Annotated in this window: 16 protein-coding genes; 14 read left to right on the forward strand and 2 right to left on the reverse strand. The window is 51.9% G+C overall.

Features of this window, described 5'->3' with window-relative positions; translation table 11 throughout:
• Nucleotides 1-3: 3 nt before the first annotated feature.
• Nucleotides 4-1,104 (reverse strand): chorismate synthase, encoded by a 1,101-nt coding sequence (aroC, locus tag B5F07_RS04945; RefSeq protein WP_087160165.1) that lies wholly within the window; start codon nucleotides 1,102-1,104, stop codon nucleotides 4-6.
• 238 nt (nucleotides 1,105-1,342) lie between these two features.
• On the opposite strand from aroC, the gene B5F07_RS04950 reads away from it, so the two are divergent.
• From B5F07_RS04950 to B5F07_RS05005, 11 genes are all read left to right on the forward strand, one after another.
• Nucleotides 1,343-3,022: a L,D-transpeptidase family protein gene (locus tag B5F07_RS04950; RefSeq protein WP_087160208.1), complete on the forward strand. Its 1,680-nt coding sequence runs from the start codon at nucleotides 1,343-1,345 to the stop codon at nucleotides 3,020-3,022.
• Nucleotides 3,023-3,117: 95 nt separating this feature from the next.
• Nucleotides 3,118-4,257, forward strand: coding sequence for a tRNA guanosine(34) transglycosylase Tgt (tgt, locus tag B5F07_RS04955; RefSeq protein ID WP_087160166.1), 1,140 nt, complete (start codon nucleotides 3,118-3,120; stop codon nucleotides 4,255-4,257).
• 100 nt (nucleotides 4,258-4,357) lie between these two features.
• Nucleotides 4,358-4,633: a preprotein translocase subunit YajC gene (yajC, locus tag B5F07_RS04960; RefSeq protein ID WP_087160167.1), complete on the forward strand. Its 276-nt coding sequence runs from the start codon at nucleotides 4,358-4,360 to the stop codon at nucleotides 4,631-4,633.
• A 150-nt stretch (nucleotides 4,634-4,783) separates the two neighbouring features.
• Complete coding sequence (gene leuB / locus B5F07_RS04965; protein WP_087160168.1) at nucleotides 4,784-5,875, forward strand: 3-isopropylmalate dehydrogenase; 1,092 nt, start codon at nucleotides 4,784-4,786, stop codon at nucleotides 5,873-5,875.
• A gap of 28 nt (nucleotides 5,876-5,903) precedes the next feature.
• A complete protein-coding gene (gene ilvD / locus B5F07_RS04970) occupies nucleotides 5,904-7,577 on the forward strand; it encodes a dihydroxy-acid dehydratase (protein ID WP_087160169.1) in 1,674 nt (557 codons plus the stop codon).
• Between the two features lie 22 nt (nucleotides 7,578-7,599).
• Nucleotides 7,600-9,276: a biosynthetic-type acetolactate synthase large subunit gene (ilvB, locus tag B5F07_RS04975; protein ID WP_087160170.1), complete on the forward strand. Its 1,677-nt coding sequence runs from the start codon at nucleotides 7,600-7,602 to the stop codon at nucleotides 9,274-9,276.
• Between the two features lie 40 nt (nucleotides 9,277-9,316).
• Nucleotides 9,317-10,399 carry a 3-phosphoserine/phosphohydroxythreonine transaminase gene (serC, locus tag B5F07_RS04980; protein WP_087160171.1) on the forward strand — a complete coding sequence of 361 codons (1,083 nt, stop codon included), beginning with the start codon at nucleotides 9,317-9,319 and terminating at the stop codon, nucleotides 10,397-10,399.
• Between the two features lies 1 nt (nucleotide 10,400).
• Nucleotides 10,401-11,561: a phosphoglycerate dehydrogenase gene (locus B5F07_RS04985; RefSeq protein WP_087160172.1), complete on the forward strand. Its 1,161-nt coding sequence runs from the start codon at nucleotides 10,401-10,403 to the stop codon at nucleotides 11,559-11,561.
• Nucleotides 11,562-11,805: 244 nt separating this feature from the next.
• Nucleotides 11,806-13,194 carry a 2-isopropylmalate synthase gene (locus tag B5F07_RS04995; RefSeq protein ID WP_087160174.1) on the forward strand — a complete coding sequence of 463 codons (1,389 nt, stop codon included), beginning with the start codon at nucleotides 11,806-11,808 and terminating at the stop codon, nucleotides 13,192-13,194.
• A gap of 19 nt (nucleotides 13,195-13,213) precedes the next feature.
• Complete coding sequence (locus B5F07_RS05000) at nucleotides 13,214-13,879, forward strand: GntR family transcriptional regulator (RefSeq protein WP_087160175.1); 666 nt, start codon at nucleotides 13,214-13,216, stop codon at nucleotides 13,877-13,879.
• A 52-nt stretch (nucleotides 13,880-13,931) separates the two neighbouring features.
• Nucleotides 13,932-15,128 (forward strand): NADP-dependent isocitrate dehydrogenase, encoded by a 1,197-nt coding sequence (locus tag B5F07_RS05005; protein WP_087160176.1) that lies wholly within the window; start codon nucleotides 13,932-13,934, stop codon nucleotides 15,126-15,128.
• 176 nt (nucleotides 15,129-15,304) lie between these two features.
• On the opposite strand, the gene B5F07_RS05010 is transcribed toward B5F07_RS05005, so the two are convergent.
• Nucleotides 15,305-17,320, reverse strand: coding sequence for an ABC-F family ATP-binding cassette domain-containing protein (locus tag B5F07_RS05010; protein ID WP_087160177.1), 2,016 nt, complete (start codon nucleotides 17,318-17,320; stop codon nucleotides 15,305-15,307).
• Between the two features lie 181 nt (nucleotides 17,321-17,501).
• Between B5F07_RS05010 and B5F07_RS05015 the strand changes: the two genes are divergently transcribed.
• From B5F07_RS05015 to alr, 3 genes are all read left to right on the forward strand, one after another.
• Nucleotides 17,502-18,149, forward strand: coding sequence for a redox-sensing transcriptional repressor Rex (locus tag B5F07_RS05015; protein ID WP_087160178.1), 648 nt, complete (start codon nucleotides 17,502-17,504; stop codon nucleotides 18,147-18,149).
• A gap of 117 nt (nucleotides 18,150-18,266) precedes the next feature.
• Nucleotides 18,267-19,772: an NAD(P)H-hydrate dehydratase gene (locus tag B5F07_RS05020; protein ID WP_087160209.1), complete on the forward strand. Its 1,506-nt coding sequence runs from the start codon at nucleotides 18,267-18,269 to the stop codon at nucleotides 19,770-19,772.
• A complete protein-coding gene (gene alr, locus B5F07_RS05025) occupies nucleotides 19,769-20,932 on the forward strand; it encodes an alanine racemase (RefSeq protein WP_087160179.1) in 1,164 nt (387 codons plus the stop codon). The genes B5F07_RS05020 and alr overlap by 4 nt, the downstream gene beginning before the upstream one ends.
• The last annotated feature ends 54 nt before the right edge of the window (nucleotides 20,933-20,986 follow it).

Consider the following 20,986-nt stretch of genomic DNA (forward strand, 5'->3'; position numbering starts at 1 on the left):
GCCTTACGGCAGATAGATTTTCCGGAGATGATCCATTCGTGCGCCCATATTCTGGAGCAGAAGGTCTGCCAGGGTGACGGCGGTCATGGACTCGACGACGACTACGGCCCGGGGAACGATCACCGGGTCGTGGCGTCCGTGAATGGAGATCTCCACGTCTTCACCGGATTCATTAACGGTGTGCTGTTTCTTCGCAATGGAAGAGGTGGGCTTGACTGCCGCCCGCAGGATCAGCTGAGAGCCGTCGCTCATACCGCCGAGGGTTCCTCCCGAGTGGTTGGTCTTCTTGCATACTTTGCCGTCTTTCATATAGAAAGGATCGTTATTGCGGCTTCCTGTGGAGGCTGCCGCTGCAAAACCGTCACCGATTTCCACACCTTTCACTGCACCGATGGACATGACCGCCTGGGCGAGCAGGGCGTCAAGCTTGTCGAAAGCCGTCTCTCCAAGCCCGACGGGAAGCCCGTCAGCGCGGCATTCGATAATTCCGCCGCAGGAGTCTGTCTGCGACATCAGGGAGGAAACATACTCTCCGGCTTTTTCCGCGTAGGCATTTCCCGGCATGTAGAAACTGTTCTCATTGATCTCGTCCAGTCTGTATTCTTCTTCCGGTATTGTCACCGGACCTATCGCTTTTGCGTAAGCCATGACTTTGATTCCGAGTTCCTTCAGAAGAAGGGAGGCCACAGCGCCCGCCGCAACACGCGCTATCGTCTCGCGTCCGGAGGAACGTCCGCCGCCGCGGTAATCCCGGAAACCGTATTTTTCCTTAAATGGATAATCTGCGTGTCCCGGACGGAATGTATATGCGATCTCTCCGTAATCTCTGGAACGCTGGTCTTTGTTGTAGACGGCGATACAGATAGGCGTGCCGGTTGTCTTTCCCTCGAACACGCCGGAGAGAATCTCCGCAGTATCGGATTCGTTTCTCCGGGTAGTGTATTTGCTCTGTCCCGGTCTGCGGCGGTCCAGATAGCGCTGGATATCCTCTGCCTCCAGGGGAAGACCTGCCGGGCATCCGTCGATCACCACGCCTACCGCCAAACCGTGGGATTCTCCCCATGATGTAATACGGAATAACTTTCCAAATGATGAACCACTCATTATAAAATACTCCTTTCTGAGTCATACTTTTTAGAAAAGGGCAGTGCAGAAAACGGACCGGCTGACAGGCGGTTCCGTCTGCACACGGACATAATTATATATGAAGTTACCCGGTCGTGCAAGCACGGGCGGCTTTATATCCTTAAAAATGTTTTAAGAAATTTTATTTTTCTGTACATTTTTCCGGTTTCGTACTATAATGATGCGTGATACTGGAAAAGGAGAGATGGACATCAATATGAACAGCGAAAAAAAGAACAGCAGTGATGCACTTACTCCGGAAGAAGAGATGCTTAACGCACAGACAGAACCAGAACTGACTGGAGAAGGGACAGAAGATTCCGTCTCCGCAGATAAAGCAGATAGAACAGATGAAAATACCGGAGAGGAAGAAACACATCCTGAAGCGGATGCAGAGGGCAGGGCAGCAGACGAGGGGACGCCTGGCGAAGAATCTGCCGGGAAAGACCGGAAAAGGCGCCGCGGACGCCGCAGAGGCCGGGGACGCAGAAACAGGGCGAAGAAAGACTGGGGAAAGAAGCCGTTTATTATAGCAGGCGGCATTGTCGGCGGGCTTCTTGTAATTTATCTCGGTATATCCGCGTTTTTTATCAGCCACTTTTACTTTAATACGATGATTAACGGACAGGATTTTTCCGGAAAAACCGTCAGTGATGTGGAAGATTATCTGAAACAGCAGGTTTCCGGATATTCCCTGACAGTACGGGAACAGAACAATGAGACGGATGTGATCAGCGGGGCAGATATTTCCCTGACTTATGTGGAAAATGATGATATCCGGAATGCGCTGGACAGTCAGAATCCGCTTCTGTGGCCTTCTGCACTCTTCTCACAGTCCTCAACGGACGTGACGGTGGAAGTGGGATATGATGAGGCGGCTCTGACGGAGAAGATCCAGTCGCTGAAAGCAGTGACAAAAGAGCAGACCCAGCCGACTTCGGCGTATCCCAAGTATGACGGGAACTCTTTCGTGATCCAGCCGGAGACTTACGGGACAGCGGTGGATCTGGAAGTGCTGACGGAAAAGGTAAAACAGTATATTACGGAATTTAAGACAGAACTACGCCTGATGGATGAGTCCTGCTATATTATGCCCACATATACAAAGAATTCTGCTGAGGTGCAGGAGGCCTGCGATACCATGAACCGGTACTGCCAGGCGAGTATCACCTATACCATGGATAAAGATGTGGTGGTTGACAAGACGCTGATCTCCACCTGGCTGACATGCAGCGATGACATGCAGGTATCTGTGGACTATGATTCTGTCCGCGCATGGATGCGTGAGTTCGGAAAAACCTACGACACTGTGGGAACTACAAGGACGATCACCACGCCCACCGGGAAGACCGCCCAGGTATCCGGCGGTACATACGGCTGGTCGGTGAATGAGGATCAGGAGACACAGGATCTGATCAACAGTATCCAGAACGCGGAAGTGGTGGAGAGGGAACCTGCCTACAAGCAGACGGCGGCTTCCCGCGGAGCCCAGGACTGGGGAAACACGTATCTGGAAGTGGACATGAGCGCCCAGCATATGTGGTATATTGTGAACGGTTCCGTTGTGCTTGAGACCGACGTGGTTACAGGACGGCCCACGCCGGACAGAGAGACGCCGCAGGGAGTCTATTCTGTGGTCGAGAAAATGAGAAACAAAGTGCTTCGCGGTTCCATTGATCCCGCTACAGGAAAACCGGAGTACGAGACACCGGTATCCTACTGGATGCGGATCACCTGGACGGGAATCGGTTTCCATGACGCAACATGGCAGGCAAAATTCGGAGGAGACTGGTACCAGAACCATGGTTCTCACGGCTGTATCAACATGCCTCTGGACAAGGCAGCGCAGCTCTATGATATGCTGGAGATGCACACTCCGGCGATTGTGCATTACTGATGATACAGCGCACGGCTTTGAGTACTACTTTGCCTGATGCATAGGCTTATCAGGCATGATCGTATGATTATTATATATTATGATAAGGACAGAATATGAGTATAAATACGTATGAACTACTGAAAAAGGACGGACTGGCGAAGCGGGGGCGCCTTCACACGGTCCACGGAACCATAGAGACCCCCGTGTTTATGAACGTGGGGACGGCAGCCGCCATCAAAGGGGCAGTTTCCACAGATGATCTGAGGACGATCAGGACCCAGGTGGAACTTTCCAATACCTATCACCTGCATGTCCGTCCCGGGGATGAAATTGTAAAGAAACTGGGCGGACTTCACCGGTTTATGAACTGGGACAGGCCGATCCTCACGGACTCCGGCGGCTTCCAGGTGTTTTCCCTGGCTTCCTTAAGGAAGATCAAGGAGGAAGGCGTACACTTTAATTCCCATATTGACGGGCGAAAGATCTTTATGGGACCGGAGGAGAGCATGCAGATCCAGTCTAATCTGGCGTCCACCATCGCCATGGCGTTCGACGAGTGCCCTTCCAGTGTGGCGGATAAGAAATATATCGCCAACTCGGTGGCGCGCACGACACGCTGGCTGAAACGGTGCAAAGATGAGATGGCAAGACTGAACTCGCTGCCGGATACGATCAATCCCCATCAGATGCTTTTCGGCATCAATCAGGGCGGAGTTTACGAGGATATCCGGATCGAACATGCACAGCAGATTTCCGAACTGAATCTGGACGGGTATGCCATCGGCGGACTTGCCGTGGGCGAGAGCCATGAGGAGATGTACCGGATCCTGGACGCAGTGGTGGGATATCTGCCGGAGGACAAACCGACCTACCTGATGGGTGTGGGTACACCTGCCAATATTCTGGAAGGCGTGGAGCGGGGCGTGGACTTCTTTGACTGTGTGTATCCCAGCCGGAACGGGCGCCACGGACATGTATATACAAACCATGGAAAGATGAATCTTTTCAATGCAAAATATGAACTGGATGACCGGCCCATCGAGGAAGGATGCGGATGTCCGGCCTGCAGAAGCTATAGCCGCGCCTATATCCGTCATCTCCTGAAAGCAAAGGAGATGCTCGGCATGCGGCTTTGCGTCCTGCACAACCTCTATTTCTACAACACCATGATGGAGGAGATCCGGGATGCCATTGACGCGGGACAGTTTCAGGAATATAAGAAGAAAAAACTGGAAGGGATGATGCAGAAATAACATCTGTCCATAATATTTTCCAAAATACTCTTGAAGATTCTGCCATTTTTGTGTATAGTTATTTTATTGCGGTAACTTTAGCAGTTAGGAGGAAATTATAATGGATTTAGTTGGCATTATCGTACTTTATGTCGTTGTGATCGGAGGAATGTGGTTCCTGCTTATGCGTCCCCAGAAAAAGGAGCAGAAGAGGGTTCAGGCCATGCTTTCCACGATGGAAGTAGGCGACACAGCCCTGACGACAAGCGGATTTTACGGTGTGATCATTGATATTACCGACGATGATGTGATTGTGGAATTCGGCAACAATAAGAACTGCCGTATCCCGATGCAGAAATCAGCGATCGCTCAGATTGAAAAACCGAACGCAGAGTAAATGCGCAGACGGAGGACAGATTATGTCCTCCGTTTTTTAAAATATACATTTTAGAGCGCCCTCTATTTTTTTGACGGGAATACTTGAAACAAACAGCGAAATGAGGTATGATAGACAATAGTATTTCTGAATTTGGAAGGATGATTTGTAATGGACATGAAAATCGGAGTTATCAAGGGGGACGGGATCGGTCCGGAGATTGTGGATGAAGCGATGAAAGTTCTGGACAGGACAGCAGAAGCATACGGACATTCCATCTCCTATACACAGCTTCTTATGGGAGGCGCATCCATCGATGTGAACGGAGTTCCGCTGACGGATGAGACACTGGGGCAGGCGAAGAAAAGCGACGCTGTCCTGATGGGATCCATCGGCGGAGACGCGAAGACTTCTCCCTGGTATAAACTGGAACCGTCAAAAAGACCCGAGGCAGGGCTTCTGCAGCTGCGCAAGGGACTGAATCTTTTTGCAAACCTGCGTCCGGCAGTGCTCTATGAGGAGCTCAAAGACGCCTGCCCGCTGAAGAAAGAGATCGCGGACCAGGGATTCGACCTGATGATTATGCGGGAGCTGACCGGCGGGCTTTATTTCGGAAAGCGCAGTACGGAACCGGTGGACGGCGTCATGACTGCCCGGGATGAGCTTACATACAATGAGAATGAGATCCGCAGAATCGCAAAGCGGGCCTTCGACATCGCCATGAAGCGCAGGAAAAAAGTGACAAGCGTGGACAAGGCCAACGTCCTGGATTCTTCCCGGCTCTGGAGAAAAGTCGTGGAGGAAGTGGCGCAGGATTATCCGGAAGTCGAGCTGGAACATATGCTGGTTGACAACTGTGCAATGCAGCTGGTGAAAGATCCGGCGCAGTTCGATGTGATTCTGACAGAGAACATGTTCGGAGATATCCTTTCTGATGAGGCGAGCATGGTGACGGGCTCCATCGGTATGCTGGCATCCGCAAGCCTGAATGAGACGAAGTTCGGTCTCTATGAACCAAGCGGCGGCTCCGCACCGGATATTGCAGGAAAAGGCATTGCCAATCCGATCGCCACGATCCTGTCCGCTGCCATGATGCTGCGGTTCTCCTTTGATCTGGACGAGGAGGCTTCGGCGATTGAACGCGCGGTTGAGAGCGTCCTCAGAGACGGATACCGGACGATCGACATCATGTCCGAAGGAATGAAGCAGATCGGCACGAAAGAGATGGGCGACCGGATCTGTTCCTATATCAGCAGACAATAAAAAATCAAAATAGAAATGAGGAATTACCATGAGAAGTGATACAGTTACAAAAGGCGTACAGCAGGCACCCCACCGTTCTCTTTTTAATGCGCTCGGACTTACCGAGGAAGAACTTTCACGTCCCCTGATCGGCGTGGTCAGCTCCTACAGCGAGATCGTGCCGGGACATATGAATCTGGATAAAATTGCAGAAGCAGTAAAACTCGGAGTTGCAATGGCAGGTGGAACCCCGATTATGGTTCCCGCTATCGCGGTGTGCGACGGAATCGCCATGGGGCATATCGGAATGAAATACTCGCTTGTGACGAGAGATCTGATTGCGGATTCCACAGAGGCGCTTGCCATGGCTCATCAGTTCGACGGACTTGTCATGATCCCCAACTGCGACAAGAATGTGCCGGGACTTCTGATGGCTGCGGCCCGCGTCAATATCCCTACAGTATTTGTCAGCGGCGGTCCCATGCTTGCCGGCCATGTGAAAGGTGAGAAGACCAGCCTCTCCAGTATGTTTGAGGCGGTAGGAGCCCATGCTGCAGGAAAGATCAGCGACGAAGAACTCTGTGAATTTGAAAACAAAGCATGCCCGACCTGCGGATCCTGTTCCGGAATGTACACGGCAAACAGTATGAACTGTCTGACCGAGGCGCTGGGCATGGGACTTCGCGGAAACGGAACCATCCCGGCTGTCTACTCCGCAAGAATCCAGCTCGCAAAACATGCGGGAATGCAGGTGATGGAACTGGTGCGCAAAAACATCCGTCCCCGGGATATCATGACGGAGGACGCTATCCTCAATGCCCTTACGGTTGATATGGCTCTGGGATGTTCCACCAACAGCATGCTGCATCTTCCGGCTATCGCCCATGAGATCGGCATGGATTTTGAGATCGATTTCGCCAATACGATCAGCGAGAAGACACCTAACCTCTGCCACCTTGCACCGGCAGGACACACCTACATTGAGGACCTCAATGAGGCGGGCGGTGTTTACGCGGTGATGAATGAACTGAATAAAAAGGGACTGATCCACACGGACTGCATGACCGTGACCGGAAAGACCATCGGAGAGAACATCGCCGGGTGCGAGAACAAGAATCCCGAAGTTATCCGTCCCATCGACCATCCATACTCCGAGACAGGCGGTCTTGCTGTCCTGAAGGGGAATCTGGCTCCGGACGGCAGCGTGGTAAAACGTTCCGCTGTCTGCGACGAGATGCTTGTACACGAAGGTCCGGCAAGGATCTTCGAGAGCGATGAAGAGGCAACAGCAGCTATCAAGAGCGGTAAAATCAATCCGGGTGATGTCATCGTGATCCGCTATGAGGGACCGAAAGGCGGACCGGGTATGAGAGAGATGCTCAACCCCACATCCGCGATTGCAGGCTATGGCCTGGGTTCCAGCGTCGCCCTGATCACAGACGGACGGTTCAGCGGAGCTTCCAGAGGGGCTTCCATCGGACACGTTTCTCCGGAAGCGGCAGTGGGCGGTCCCATCGCCCTTGTGGAAGAAGGAGATATCATCAAGATCAATATACCGGAGCTGAAGCTTGAACTGGACATTTCCGACGAAGAGATGGCAGCAAGAAGAGCAAAATGGCAGCCGAGAGAGCCGAAGGTGACAACCGGATATCTGGCGAGATACGCCGCCATGGTGACATCCGGAAACCGGGGCGCGATCCTGGAAGTGCCGAAACAGAACTAAAGAGAGATGGAGGAAATGCACCATGCAGTTAAATGGAGCAGAAATAGTAATCGAATGTCTGAAGGAACAGGGCGTGGACACTGTTTTCGGATATCCGGGCGGCGCAATCCTCAACGTATATGATGCGCTCTATGCCCACAGAGACGAGATCCGTCATATCCTGACCTCCCACGAACAGGGAGCGTCCCACGCGGCTGACGGATATGCCAGAGCAACAGGAAAGGTGGGTGTCTGTCTGGCTACAAGCGGCCCTGGAGCGACCAATCTCGTAACCGGAATCGCCACAGCCTATATGGATTCGATCCCGATCGTGGCGATCACCTGCAATGTGGGAGTCTCCCTTCTGGGAAAGGACAGCTTCCAGGAGATTGACATCGCCGGGATCACAATGCCGATTACAAAACACAATTTCATTGTTAAGGATGTAACGAATCTTGCAGATACGATCCGCAGGGCATTCCGGATCGCCCGCTCCGGACGACCGGGGCCGGTCCTTGTGGATATTCCGAAAGATGTCACATCAAATGTTACCGAGTATGTACGCCAGGAAATTGAGGAATATTTCCCAGACGAATCCCATATTGATGAAGAGAAGCTTGACGCGGCTGTGTCCATGATCGAAAAGGCAGAGAAACCCTTTATCTTTGTGGGGGGCGGCGCAGTACTTTCCGGGGCAAGTGAGGAGCTTATGGAGTTCGTAAACCGGATGGACGCGCCTGTGACGGATTCCCTTATGGGAAAGGGCGCATTCCCGGGAACAGATCCCAGATACACGGGCATGCTCGGCATGCACGGTACAAAAGCTTCCAACTTTGGAGTCAGCGAGTGTGATCTGCTCGTCGTTGTAGGCGCAAGATTCAGTGACCGTGTGACCGGAAACACAGAGAAATTCGCACGGAACGCAAAGATCCTGCAGATCGATATCGATCCCGCCGAGATGAACAAGAATGTGATTATTGATCTGGGCATCGAGGGCGATATCAAAACCGTTTTAAAGAAACTTAATGCAAAGCTTCCGCAGCAGGAGCATAAAGAGTGGCTTGACAAGGTGGAAGAGTACAAGGTGAAATATCCGTTGAAATACCACCATGATGTTCTGACAGGTCCTTTCATTGTAGAGGAGATCTACAGACAGACGAACGGGGACGCCCTGATTGTCACCGAGGTAGGACAGCATCAGATGTGGGCGGCGCAGTACTATAAATTCACAAAGCCCCACACACTGTTGACTTCCGGCGGCCTCGGAACCATGGGGTACGGCCTGGGAGCTGCTCTCGGAGCAAAGACGGGACGTCCGGAGAAGACGGTTGTCAATATAGCAGGAGACGGCTGTTTCCGCATGAATATGAATGAGATTGCGACTGCGGTCAGACACAACATTCCGGTTATCGAGGTGGTTGTGAACAACCATGTGCTCGGTATGGTCCGCCAGTGGCAGGATCTCTTCTATGATGAGAGATATTCCGCTACGGTTCTGCGCGATGCCGTTGATTTTGCAAAGCTTGCGGAGGCGATGGGAGCGGAAGGCATCCATGTGGAGACACAAGATGAGTTTAAGGAAGCGTTTGCAAAAGCGCTGACACTGAACCGTCCGGTGGTCATTGACTGTCAGATCGGCAGCGATGACAAGGTATGGCCGATGGTGGCGCCGGGAGACGCGATCAGCCAGGCATTTGATGAGGAAGATATGGCAGAGTAAGTTTGCCGTATGAATAAATGAGATTCAGGAGGTAATGAAAATGAGCAGAGTTTACAATTTTTCAGCAGGACCTGCAGTCCTGCCGGAAGAAGTGCTGAAAGAGGCGGCGGCAGAGATGCTGGATTACAATGGAACCGGCATGTCCGTGATGGAGATGAGCCATCGCTCCAAGGCGTTTGAGGAGATTATCACCACAGCGGAGCAGGATCTCCGTGATCTGATGAACATCCCGGACAACTACAAGGTGCTGTTCCTTCAGGGCGGCGCTTCCCAGCAGTTTGCAATGATTCCCATGAACCTGATGAAAAACAGAGTTGCAGACTATATTATCACAGGACAGTGGGCGAAGAAAGCGGCGAAAGAAGCAGAGAAATACGGAAAGGTGAACCGGGTTGCCTCATCCGAGGATAAGACGTTCTCCTATATTCCGGACTGCTCAGACCTTCCGATCTCCGAGGACGCAGACTATGTATATATCTGCGAGAACAACACGATTTATGGAACAAAGTTTAAAGAACTTCCCAACACAAAAGGAAAGACACTTGTGGCGGACGTTTCATCCTGCTTCCTCTCGGAGCCGGTTGATGTGACCAAATACGGACTGATCTACGGAGGTGTCCAGAAGAATATCGGACCGGCAGGCGTGGTTATCGTAATTATCCGTGAAGATCTGATCACAGAGGATGTGCTCCCGGGAACACCGACCATGCTTACATATAAGACACATGCGGATGCAAAATCTCTGTACAATACTCCTCCGGCATATGGAATCTACATCTGCGGAAAAGTATTTAAGTGGCTCAAGGACATGGGCGGACTTTCTGTCATGAAAGAGAGAAATGAGAAGAAGGCCAAAGTGCTCTACGATTTCCTTGACCAGAGCAAACTGTTCAAAGGCACGGTAGAGAAGAAAGACCGTTCTCTCATGAACGTTCCGTTCGTGACAGGAGACGCGGATCTTGACGCGAAATTCGTCAAAGAAGCAAAAGAGGCAGGTCTTGAGAACCTGAAAGGACACCGTACCGTAGGCGGAATGCGCGCAAGTATTTACAATGCGATGCCGTATGAGGGCGTTGTTGCACTTGTTGATTTCATGAAAAAATTCGAAGAGGAGAATCTGTAATATGTTTAAATATCATTGCCTGAACCCGATCTCACCGGTGGGACTGGGCCAGTTAGACGAGAATTATGTGAACACAGACCAGGCAGAGGACGCGGACGTCATCCTGGTGCGCAGCGCCAAGATGCATGAGATGGAGTTTGCACCGGGTCTGAAAGCTATTGCCCGCGCAGGCGCAGGCGTAAACAATATCCCGCTTGACAGATGTGCGGAGCAGGGAATCGTTGTATTTAACACACCGGGAGCCAACGCCAACGGTGTAAAAGAGCTCGTGATCGCCGGAATGCTTCTGGCAGCCCGCGATATTATCGGCGGCATCAACTGGGTGCAGGAGTATGAGGAAGACGGCGATATCGCCAAGATCACGGAGAAGAAGAAGAAAGCATTTGCAGGAACCGAGATCAGCGGCAAGAAGCTGGGCGTCATCGGACTTGGAGCCATCGGTGTTCTGGTGGCAAATGCAGCGACTCATCTGGGAATGGAAGTGTACGGATACGATCCCTATGTATCTGTCGATTCCGCATGGAGACTGTCCAGAAATATCCACCATGCGAAAACGGTTGACGAACTGTACAAAGAATGTGATTACATCACCATTCATGTTCCGGCAACAGAGGATACAAAGGGAATGATCGATAAGAATGCCATCAGCCTGATGAAACAGGGCGTTGTGATCCTGAACCTGTCAAGAGATGCCCTCGTGAACCAGGAGGATATCGTGGACGCACTCGTGTCAGGAAAGGTACACTGCTATGTAACGGACTTCCCGACCAAGGAGATCGTCGGCGTGAAGGGCGCAATCGTTATCCCGCATCTGGGCGCTTCCACGGAAGAGTCCGAGGACAACTGCGCGAAGATGGCGGCGGAGGAGATCCGTGATTTCCTGGAGAACGGAAATATCACACATTCCGTGAACTTCCCGGACTGCGATATGGGACCGAAAGGAGAGGGACCGCGTATTACGATCCTTCACAAGAATATTCCGAACATGCTCGGACAGTTCACAACAATCCTTGCTGACAAAGGAATCAACATCTCCCTTATGACAAACAAGAGCCGTAAGGAGTATGCCTATACAATGATTGACGTCGATGCGGAGGTTCCGGCTGATCTGAAAGAGAAGTTGGAAGGCGTAGACGGCGTTCTGAAAGTCAGAATTCTCTGATAATGAGATCAGAGCCATATCCGGGGAGGAAAGGTGACAATTATCCTCTCTGTTCCCGGATATGGCTTTTTCTGTTTCCGGCTTTTTATAACCGGACAGATCCCGGCTCTTTTTGCAGATTCCGGGTTGACAAAAAGTGTATAATTGTATACAATTATACAAACCGCAGGGGAAGGATTTGCAGAGGGCAGGGTAAGCCGGACCGGTCCCGGCGGAGAGCAAACAATCAGGAGGTGGCTGCGCCATGCAGGACAGAAAAGTATTTTTAAATAAACACACCAATCTTCTGGAACTGGAAGAGCACATGTATCCGTTGGTCGATGTGGATACCCCCAATGTGTTCCGGAACCTTTTCCACTATGATGAGATCCCGAAGATTGCTTTCAATGACAGGATTGTGCCGCACAATATGCCGGATGAGATCTGGATTACAGATACCACGTTCCGGGACGGACAGCAGTCCAGAGCGCCCTACACGACGGAGCAGATCGTCACGATCTATGATTACCTTCACCGTCTTGGCGGTCCTCAGGGAAAGATCCGTCAGAGCGAGTTCTTCCTCTACAGCAAGAAAGACAGGGATGCTGTTTTTCAGTGTCTGGAGAAAGGCTACGAATTCCCGGAAGTGACAAGCTGGATCCGGGCAAGTAAGAAAGACTTTGAGCTGGTAAAGGAGATCGGCCTGAAGGAGACAGGAATCCTGGTGAGCTGTTCCGATTATCATATCTTTTATAAACTGAAAATGACGAGAAAGCAGGCGCTGGAGCATTATCTTTCCGTAATCCGCGAGTGTCTGGAGACAGGGGTCAGACCGCGCTGCCACTTTGAGGATATTACGAGATCAGATATTTACGGTTTTGTTATTCCGTTCTGTGTGGAACTGATGAAACTGATGGATGAATATCAGATTCCCATCAAGATCCGTGTCTGCGATACCATGGGATACGGCGTCAATTTCCCGGGCGCGGTGATTCCGCGTTCCATCCCCGGCATTATCTATGGTCTCATGACCCATGCGGGCGTAAAGAGCGAACTCCTTGAGTTCCACGGACACAACGATTTCTATAAGGCTGTAACGAACTCGACTTCCGCATGGCTTTACGGAGCCTGCGGCGTAAACTGTTCTCTGTTCGGCATCGGGGAGCGGACGGGAAATACGCCTCTGGAGGCAATGGTGTTTGAATATGCACAGCTCAGGGGCACGCTGGACGGAATGGACACTACAGTGATTACCGAACTGGCGGAATATTACGAGAAGGAGCTGGGCTACCACATTCCGGAGAGGACACCTTTTGTAGGGAAGAATTTCAATGTCACAAGAGCCGGAATCCACGCGGACGGAATGTTGAAAAACGAGGAGATCTACAACATCTTCGACACGGAAAAATTCCTGAACCGTCCTGCCCTCGTGTCAGTCTCAAACACATCGGGAACCGCAGGCATTGCCTACTGGATCAACGCCTATTACAGACTGCCTCAGGAGCGTCAGGTGGACAAGAGTTCCCCTCTGGTGCTCAAAGTCAAGGAGTGGGTAGACAAAGAATATGAAGACGGACGTGTTACGGTCTTGACGGATGAGGAATTAGTTGCCAAAATAAACAGTGTGTGCCAGGAGCTTCACATTACATTGTAACCAGGAGGAATTAGGCAGGATGGAAGAGTATCAGGACCATTCCCTGGGAGGACGTGTGTTCCAGAAGATCCGCAGCGATATTTTAAGCGGGAAATATAAGGAAAACGACGAACTCCGGGAAAATACAATCGGGAAAGAGCTTGGCGTGAGCCGCACTCCGGTCAGGGAGGCTCTCCGTCAGCTTGAATTGGAAGGGCTTGTCACGATCATACCGAACCGCGGAGCCTACGTGACCGGGATTTCCCACAAGGATATCTGGGATATCTATGTGATCCGTTCCATGCTTGAGGGGCTCTGTGCCCGCTGGGCCGTGGATCATATCACGGAAGAGCAGCTGGATGAGCTGGACGAGACAATCCTTCTCTCGGAATTCCAGATGAAGAAGGAGAGCGGCTTCAGTACCGACCAGGTTGCAGCTCTGGACGGCAGGTTCCACGCTGTTCTCTATGAGGCGTCCGGAAGCCGGATTTTGAGCCATGTGCTCACTGATTTTCACAACTATGTGCAGACTGCCAGAAAGTCATCCATTGTCTCGGAAGACCGCGCCAGAAAGTCGATCCGGGAGCACAAGCAGATCCTGAGGGCCATAAGGGAGCGGGATCCGGAGATGGCAGAGCAGCTCGCCAACGAACATATTCTGCACGTTATGCAGAACCTGAAGAAGCAGGGCTACGAAGCAGAGTAGGCAGCATCAGAAAAAGAGCAGAAGAAAACAAAGAAACAGGAGGAGACAGACAATGGAAAAAATTAAGATGACAACTCCCCTTGTCGAGATGGACGGGGACGAAATGACAAGGATTCTCTGGAAGATGATCAAGGAAGATCTTCTTGAGCCGTATATCGATCTGAAGACGGAGTATTATGACCTCGGTCTGGAGCACAGAAACGAGACGAACGACCAGGTGACCATTGATTCCGCAATGGCGACGAAGAAATATAAAGTCGCAGTAAAATGCGCTACGATTACGCCGAATGCGGCACGTATGAGCGAGTACAACTTGAAAGAGATGTGGAAGAGCCCCAACGGAACGATCCGTGCCATTCTTGACGGAACCGTATTCCGTGCGCCTATCGTGGTAAAGGGAATCGAGCCCTGCGTAAAGAACTGGAAGAAGCCGATCACTATTGCAAGACATGCCTACGGTGACGTTTACAAAGGATCAGAGATGAAGATTCCGGGACCGGGAAAAGTAGAGCTTGTGTACACGGCAGAGGACGGCACCCAGACAAAGGAACTGGTTCATGAGTTCGACGGGCCGGGAATCGTGCAGGGCATGCACAACCTCAACAAATCCATCGAGAGCTTTGCGAGAAGCTGCTTCTCCTATGCGCTTGACACGAAGCAGGATCTCTGGTTTGCCACAAAGGATACGATCTCCAAGAAATATGACCATACATTCAAGGATATCTTCCAGGAGATCTATGACAAGGAGTTCGATGAGAAATTCAAAGCTGCGGGAATCGAGTATTTCTACACACTGATCGACGATGCAGTTGCCCGTGTTATGAAGTCCGAGGGCGGATACATCTGGGCGTGCAAGAACTATGACGGAGACGTTATGAGCGACATGGTATCCTCTGCGTTCGGTTCTCTGGCAATGATGACTTCCGTGCTCGTATCTCCGGAAGGATACTATGAGTACGAGGCGGCGCACGGAACAGTACAGCGCCACTACTACAAGCACCTGAAAGGCGAGGAGACTTCCACAAACTCTGTGGCAACGATCTTTGCATGGACGGGCGCCCTGCGCAAGAGAGGCGAGCTGGACGGAAACAAAGAGCTGATGGAGTTCGCGGACCGTCTTGAGAAAGCGACGATCGATACCATCGAGGCAGGCGAGATGACAAAAGATCTGGCTCTGATTACGACCATCGAGAATCCGACGGTGCTCAACAGCGAGGGATTCATTAAGGCGATCGCAAAAAGGCTGTAAGAGAAAGAGACGTAAGTGCCGGATGATGAGAAGGCTGAAAAAGCCGGAATAAAATCACCAACAGGATAAAAAAGAGATAAAAAAGATCAGGAATCACAGGAGACATGGAAATATGCCTGTGATTCCCGATCTTTTCTTTTGGCGGACAAACATTTCTTTTATTTCTCTGACGGCGGTTATTCCTCTGCCAGTTCCTCCCAGGCTTCATACAGTTCTTCAAGCCGCTCATCATTCTCCGCCCGCTCTGTTGAGAGTTCCTGGCACTTTACGGAATTCGAGTATACTTCCTCCAGTGTAAGCTCCCGGTCGATTTCAGCATTGCGTTCTTCCAGACGGGCGATCTCATCCTCTGTCTTTTTCAGATCGTTTTTCCGCTTTCTCTCCCTCGCCTGCTGTTCCTTCTGTTCCTGCCAGCTTAATTTGGACTCCGATGCTGCCGGTGCAGCGGCGGATGTACTGCCGGATGACGAGGCGGATGCGGCAGAGCCGGAGCCAGATGTGGCAGATCCGGCGTTCCTGCCTGTGCCGGAACTATTTCCGGAAAGGGCGGATTTCCCTGTCCCCGCGGAAGCATAGGCGCGGGTAAGTTCGTCTTTCTTTTCCAGATAGTAATCGTAGTTCCCGATGTAGTTGACAAATGTCTGGTTGACCAGTTCCAGGATGCGGGTGGCAGTCTGGTTGATGAAATACCGGTCATGGGAGACATAGAGGACGGTGCCGCTGTAATTGTTCAGCGCTTCCTCCAGGATCTCCTTGGAATTGATGTCCAGATGGTTGGTGGGCTCGTCGAGAATCAGGAAATTTGCCTCGGAGAGCATGAGCTTCGCCAGGGATACCCGTCCTTTCTCCCCGCCGCTTAAGGCGCGGATCTCTTTGAATACGTCGTCTCCCGTAAACTGAAAAGCTGCCAGTGTGTTGCGGATCTGCGTGTTCGTCAGAGACGGGTAGTCGTCGGAGATCTCGTCGAAGATCGTCTTGTCATCGTGGAGCACATGATGTTCCTGATCATAGTAACCGATCTGCACTTTCGCTCCCAGTGTAAACTCGCCGGCGTCGGCGGGAGTGATCTGATTGAGAATTTTGAGCAGGGTTGTCTTGCCGGTGCCGTTGTCTCCGATAATGGCAACATGCTCTCCGCGTTTGATCTCAAAACTGATATCCTGAAAAAGCACCTGGCTGTCAAACTGTTTGGACAGTCCTTTTACGGAGAGCACATCATTTCCGCTGATGCAGGAGGGCTCCAGAGTAAAGTGCATTTCCGTGGCAACCTCTGCAGGTTTCTCCACGGGTGTGATCTTGTCCAGCATCTTTTCCCGGCTCTCTGCACGACGGATGGATTTCTCCCGGTTGAAGGAGCGAAGTTTCTCAATGACCGCCTGCTGGTGCCGGATCTCGCGCTGCTGGTTTATGTATTCTTTGAGCTGCGCGTCGCGGATCTGCTGTTTTTTCTCTGAATAGGCCTTATAGTTTCCCATATACATCCGGATCTCACCGTGCTCGATCTCCACCACCTTGGTGACGACGCGGTTCAGGAAGTACCGGTCGTGGGAGACGATGAAAACAGCTCCCGGGTAGTTGAGCAGATAAGTCTCAAGCCAGGCAATGGAATTCAGGTCCAGGTGGTTGGTGGGCTCGTCCAGAAGCAGAATATCCGGGTTGGTGAGCAGAAGTTTTCCCAGAGAAACACGGGTCTTCTGTCCGCCGGACAGGGTGTCGGTCATCTTGGAGAAGTCCTCCTCCGAGAAGCCGAGACCTTTAAGCACACCGACGATTTCACTTTCGCAGGCATAACCGTTGCGCGCCTCGTACTCGGACTGGAGCCGGTTGTATGTCTCCAGCCTGGAGACAAGAGCATCGCCGGACAGTTCTTTGAGTTCGATTTCAATGGAGCGGATCTGTCGTTCCATCTCAAAAATATCGGCGCGGGCGGTCCGGATCTCTTCGTAAATCGTGTTTCCCGGACTTAAGGCCTGGTGCTGTGCCAGGTATCCGAGAGTCTTCCCTTTTGCCAGCACGACGCTTCCTCCGTCCAGAGGTTCCTCGCCGATGATCATTTTCAGGATCGTGGACTTCCCGGCGCCATTGATCCCTACAAGAGCGGCCTTTTCGCGTTCCTCTATATGAAATGAGCCGTTTTTTACAATGACGTGCTCCCCGAACGATTTTTCTATATTGTGACATGCAAGAATCATGTGTATCCTCCGTATTTATCGAATTCATATTTCTGTGTGATCCTATCCGCCGCTGTTCGTTCCGGGCGGGTGGACAGTAATTACTATTATAACGAAAAACCAGGAAAATACAATAAAGTTTGACAGAATATTAACTATTTTATATAATAGGTAATAGACTGGAAACGGAGGACGATGAGTTTTGGAACACAGGAAAATATCACGTGCTGTAATTGCAAGACTGCCAAGATATTACAGGTATCTGGGGGATCTTTTGGAGAGCGGGGTTGAGAGGATATCTTCCAACGATCTGAGCAAGAAGATGCACGTAACCGCATCTCAGATCAGACAGGATCTGAATAATTTCGGAGGCTTTGGACAGCAGGGATACGGATATAATGTGAAGTATCTCTACACAGAGATCGGAAAGATCCTCGGGCTTAACAAAACCCACAACTTTATCATTATCGGCGCGGGAAATCTCGGCCAGGCCCTTGCCAATTACGCATCTTTTGAACGGAGCGGTTTTGTCCTGAAGAGCCTGTTTGACGTGAATCCCCGGCTGGAGGGTGTGACGATCCGCGGCATTCCGGTGCGGATGATGGACGAACTGGTTGATTTCCTTCAGAACAACGAGATTGAGATTGCGGCGCTGACGATCCCGAAGTCAAAGGCAGTGGAGGTGTGCGATATTCTGATTGCCAACGGGATCCGGGCAATCTGGAATTTTGCCCACACGGATCTGAATCTTCCCAAAGATGTGATTGTAGAGAGTGTCCATCTTTCGGACAGCCTGATGCAGCTCTCCTACAATATCAGTCAGCGCGAAGAAGGAAAGAAGAATAAATAAAAAGAGAAGTACATACATGTGTACACAGGTGGAACCCCGCAGCATGCTGCGGGGTATGGTTTTGAGAGGCAAAACTGTTTCGCGACAGGGCTGCTTCCGGGAAAGGAAGAGATTAAGATGAGATATCTGCCGGATGGAAACCAGATGAAAAATGCAGACAGCCATACCATTCATGAAGTGGGAATCCCCTCCCTGGTGCTTATGGAGCGGGCTGCCCTTCAGACTGTGAAGGTTATGGAAGAGTACGGAATCGACACTTCGAGAGCTCTTGTTGTCTGCGGAAGCGGAAATAACGGAGGAGACGGTTTCGCCATAGCCCGGCTACTCCGGGAAAAAGGGCATGAGGCGGAAGTCCTCTTTGCAGGAAAGGAGAGTTCTTTGAGCGAAGAGTGCCGGCTTCAGAAACAGATAGCGCAGAGACAGGGAATTCCGGTATTCACCAGTTATCCCGGGAAGGAATATACTGTTGTAATAGATGCCGTGTTCGGTGTGGGCCTGAGCCGGGAGATTACAGGGAACTATCTTGAGATTATCCGCCGGATGAATGAGAGCAGCGGACGGAAGGTGGCGGTGGACATTGCTTCCGGGATCTGTTCCCGGACCGGACAGGTGCTGGGGACTGCCTTCCGGGCGGAACTGACCGTGGCGATGGCGTGTGTCAAGCTGGGAAGCGTACTTTATCCGGGAGAGGAGTACTCCGGCAGGACGGTGGCGGTTCCCATCGGGATAGATCCGGAATATTTCCGGAAGAGTCCGGAGGTCTGCTTTACTTATGACCGGGCGGATCTGGCAGGGCTTCTTCCGGTGCGCAGGGCGGATTCCCACAAGGGCACCTACGGCAAAGTACTCATGATTACCGGGTGCGCGGGTATGGCGGGAGCGGCATATCTCTCCGCCGCGGCGGCATACACGGCAGGGGCGGGACTTGTGCAGATCTATACGGCGGAAGAAAACAGGGTGATCCTGCAGCAGCTCCTGCCGGAAGCGATCATTTCCTGTTACGGCACTTATGATGAGGAGCAGCTTGACAGGCTTCTTGCGTGGGCGGATGTGGTCTGTATCGGATGCGGTCTGGGACAGAGCGGATTATCCGGGAAACTTCTGGAACATACGCTTGAGACGGCAAAGGTTCCCTGTGTGATCGATGCGGACGGCCTGAATCTCCTGAGCAGGAGAAAAGAGCTTCTGGACCGGGCCTGCGTGCCTGTTATTCTCACGCCTCATATGATGGAGATGTCCCGGCTCACCGGACATACGGTGGGGGAGATTGCGGAAGACCGGATCGGATGCGCGGCGGAACTTGCGGAGCGCTGCCAGACTGTCTGCGTCCTCAAAGACAGCAGAACAGTGGTCCTGGAGAAAGGAAGACAGCCGTTTGTCAATCTGGCGGGAAATTCCGCCATGGCGAAAGCCGGTTCCGGGGATGTCCTGGCGGGCGTGATCACCGGACTTCTGGCCCAGGGAACAGAGCCGTTCCTGGCTGCGTGTGCAGGAGTGTTTCTCCACGCCTGCGGCGGGGATGAGGCACGGGATGTAAAGGGGAGTTACAGCGTGCTTGCCCGGGATCTGATCGCGGGGATTCAGAGGTGTATGAAAAAATCAAAGGAGCAGACAGAAAGATGAAACAGTATAACAGGGTATGTGCCAGAGTTGATCTGGACGCCATTGCATATAACATGGAGCAGATGAAAAACAGGATCGGAGAGAATGCGAAATTCATCGCCGTTGTAAAGACTGACGGGTACGGTCACGGAGCCGTTCCCATTGCGCGGATGTTTGAGAATGTCCCTTACGTATGGGGATATGCGGTTGCCTGCCTGGAGGAGGGTGTTATGCTCCGGAACAGTGGAATCCGCAAGCCGGTTCTTGTCCTGGGATGCGTGTTCCCGGACCAGTATGAAGCCATGGCGGAACACGGTATCCGGGCGGCTGTATACACGGAAGATATGGCGCGGGGCATGTCGGAAGCTGCCGTCAGGCTTGGAAAAACGGCATATCTGCACATTAAGATCGACACGGGCATGGGGCGGATCGGATTTCCTGTAACGGAGGAGAGCGCAGATGCCATTGCCCGGATCAGTCGGCTGCCCGGTGTGGAGACGGAAGGAATGTTTACCCATTTCTCCAAGGCGGATGAGGCGGATAAGACCTATACGCTGGAACAGCACCGGAAATTCCTCCGGATGAAAGACCTGACGGAGGCGAGAGGTGTCCCGATCCGCTACTTTGACTGCGATAACAGTGCGGGAATTATCGATTTTCCGGATATGAAGCATGATCTTGCCCGCGCGGGAATCTCCATGTACGGCATGTATCCCTCCGATGAGGTGAACAAAGAGGCGGTGGACTTAAAGCCGGCGCTCTCCCTTGTCAGCCATGTTACTTTTGTGAAGGATGTGGAACCGGGCACGTCGATCAGCTACGGCGGTACCTTTGTGGCTCCGAAAAAGATGCGCGTCGCCACGATACCGGTGGGGTACGGAGACGGATATCCCAGATCACTGTCAAACAGAGGCGCTGTCCTTATCCGCGGGCAGAGGGCGAAGATTCTCGGAAGAGTCTGCATGGATCAGTTCATGGTGGATGTGACGGATATCCCGGGCGTACAGTTCATGGATCCGGTGACTCTCGTGGGAAAGGACGGAGAAGAGGAGATCACCGTGGATGAACTCTCGGCACTGTCCGGACGTTTCAACTATGAGTTCGTCTGCTGTCTGGGAAAACGGATTCCACGGGAGTATCTGTCCGACGGAAAGGTTACAGAGCAGAAAGACTGGTTCTGACAGATCATTTGAATACACTCGGTAAATCAGGGAATACTTAAGTTCAGAAACGAA

This window comes from Lachnoclostridium sp. An169 (assembly GCF_002160525.1).
Lineage (GTDB): Bacteria > Bacillota > Clostridia > Lachnospirales > Lachnospiraceae > Mediterraneibacter > Mediterraneibacter cottocaccae.

Coding starts and splice junctions, on each gene's coding strand:
- aroC (WP_087160165.1), bottom strand. CDS start 1,104: ATGAGTGGTTCATCATTTGGAAAGTTATTCCGTATTACATCATGGGGA.
- B5F07_RS04950 (WP_087160208.1), top strand. CDS start 1,343: ATGAACAGCGAAAAAAAGAACAGCAGTGATGCACTTACTCCGGAAGAA.
- tgt (WP_087160166.1), top strand. CDS start 3,118: ATGAGTATAAATACGTATGAACTACTGAAAAAGGACGGACTGGCGAAG.
- yajC (WP_087160167.1), top strand. CDS start 4,358: ATGGATTTAGTTGGCATTATCGTACTTTATGTCGTTGTGATCGGAGGA.
- leuB (WP_087160168.1), top strand. CDS start 4,784: ATGGACATGAAAATCGGAGTTATCAAGGGGGACGGGATCGGTCCGGAG.
- ilvD (WP_087160169.1), top strand. CDS start 5,904: ATGAGAAGTGATACAGTTACAAAAGGCGTACAGCAGGCACCCCACCGT.
- ilvB (WP_087160170.1), top strand. CDS start 7,600: ATGCAGTTAAATGGAGCAGAAATAGTAATCGAATGTCTGAAGGAACAG.
- serC (WP_087160171.1), top strand. CDS start 9,317: ATGAGCAGAGTTTACAATTTTTCAGCAGGACCTGCAGTCCTGCCGGAA.
- B5F07_RS04985 (WP_087160172.1), top strand. CDS start 10,401: ATGTTTAAATATCATTGCCTGAACCCGATCTCACCGGTGGGACTGGGC.
- B5F07_RS04995 (WP_087160174.1), top strand. CDS start 11,806: ATGCAGGACAGAAAAGTATTTTTAAATAAACACACCAATCTTCTGGAA.
- B5F07_RS05000 (WP_087160175.1), top strand. CDS start 13,214: ATGGAAGAGTATCAGGACCATTCCCTGGGAGGACGTGTGTTCCAGAAG.
- B5F07_RS05005 (WP_087160176.1), top strand. CDS start 13,932: ATGGAAAAAATTAAGATGACAACTCCCCTTGTCGAGATGGACGGGGAC.
- B5F07_RS05010 (WP_087160177.1), bottom strand. CDS start 17,320: ATGATTCTTGCATGTCACAATATAGAAAAATCGTTCGGGGAGCACGTC.
- B5F07_RS05020 (WP_087160209.1), top strand. CDS start 18,267: ATGAGATATCTGCCGGATGGAAACCAGATGAAAAATGCAGACAGCCAT.
- alr (WP_087160179.1), top strand. CDS start 19,769: ATGAAACAGTATAACAGGGTATGTGCCAGAGTTGATCTGGACGCCATT.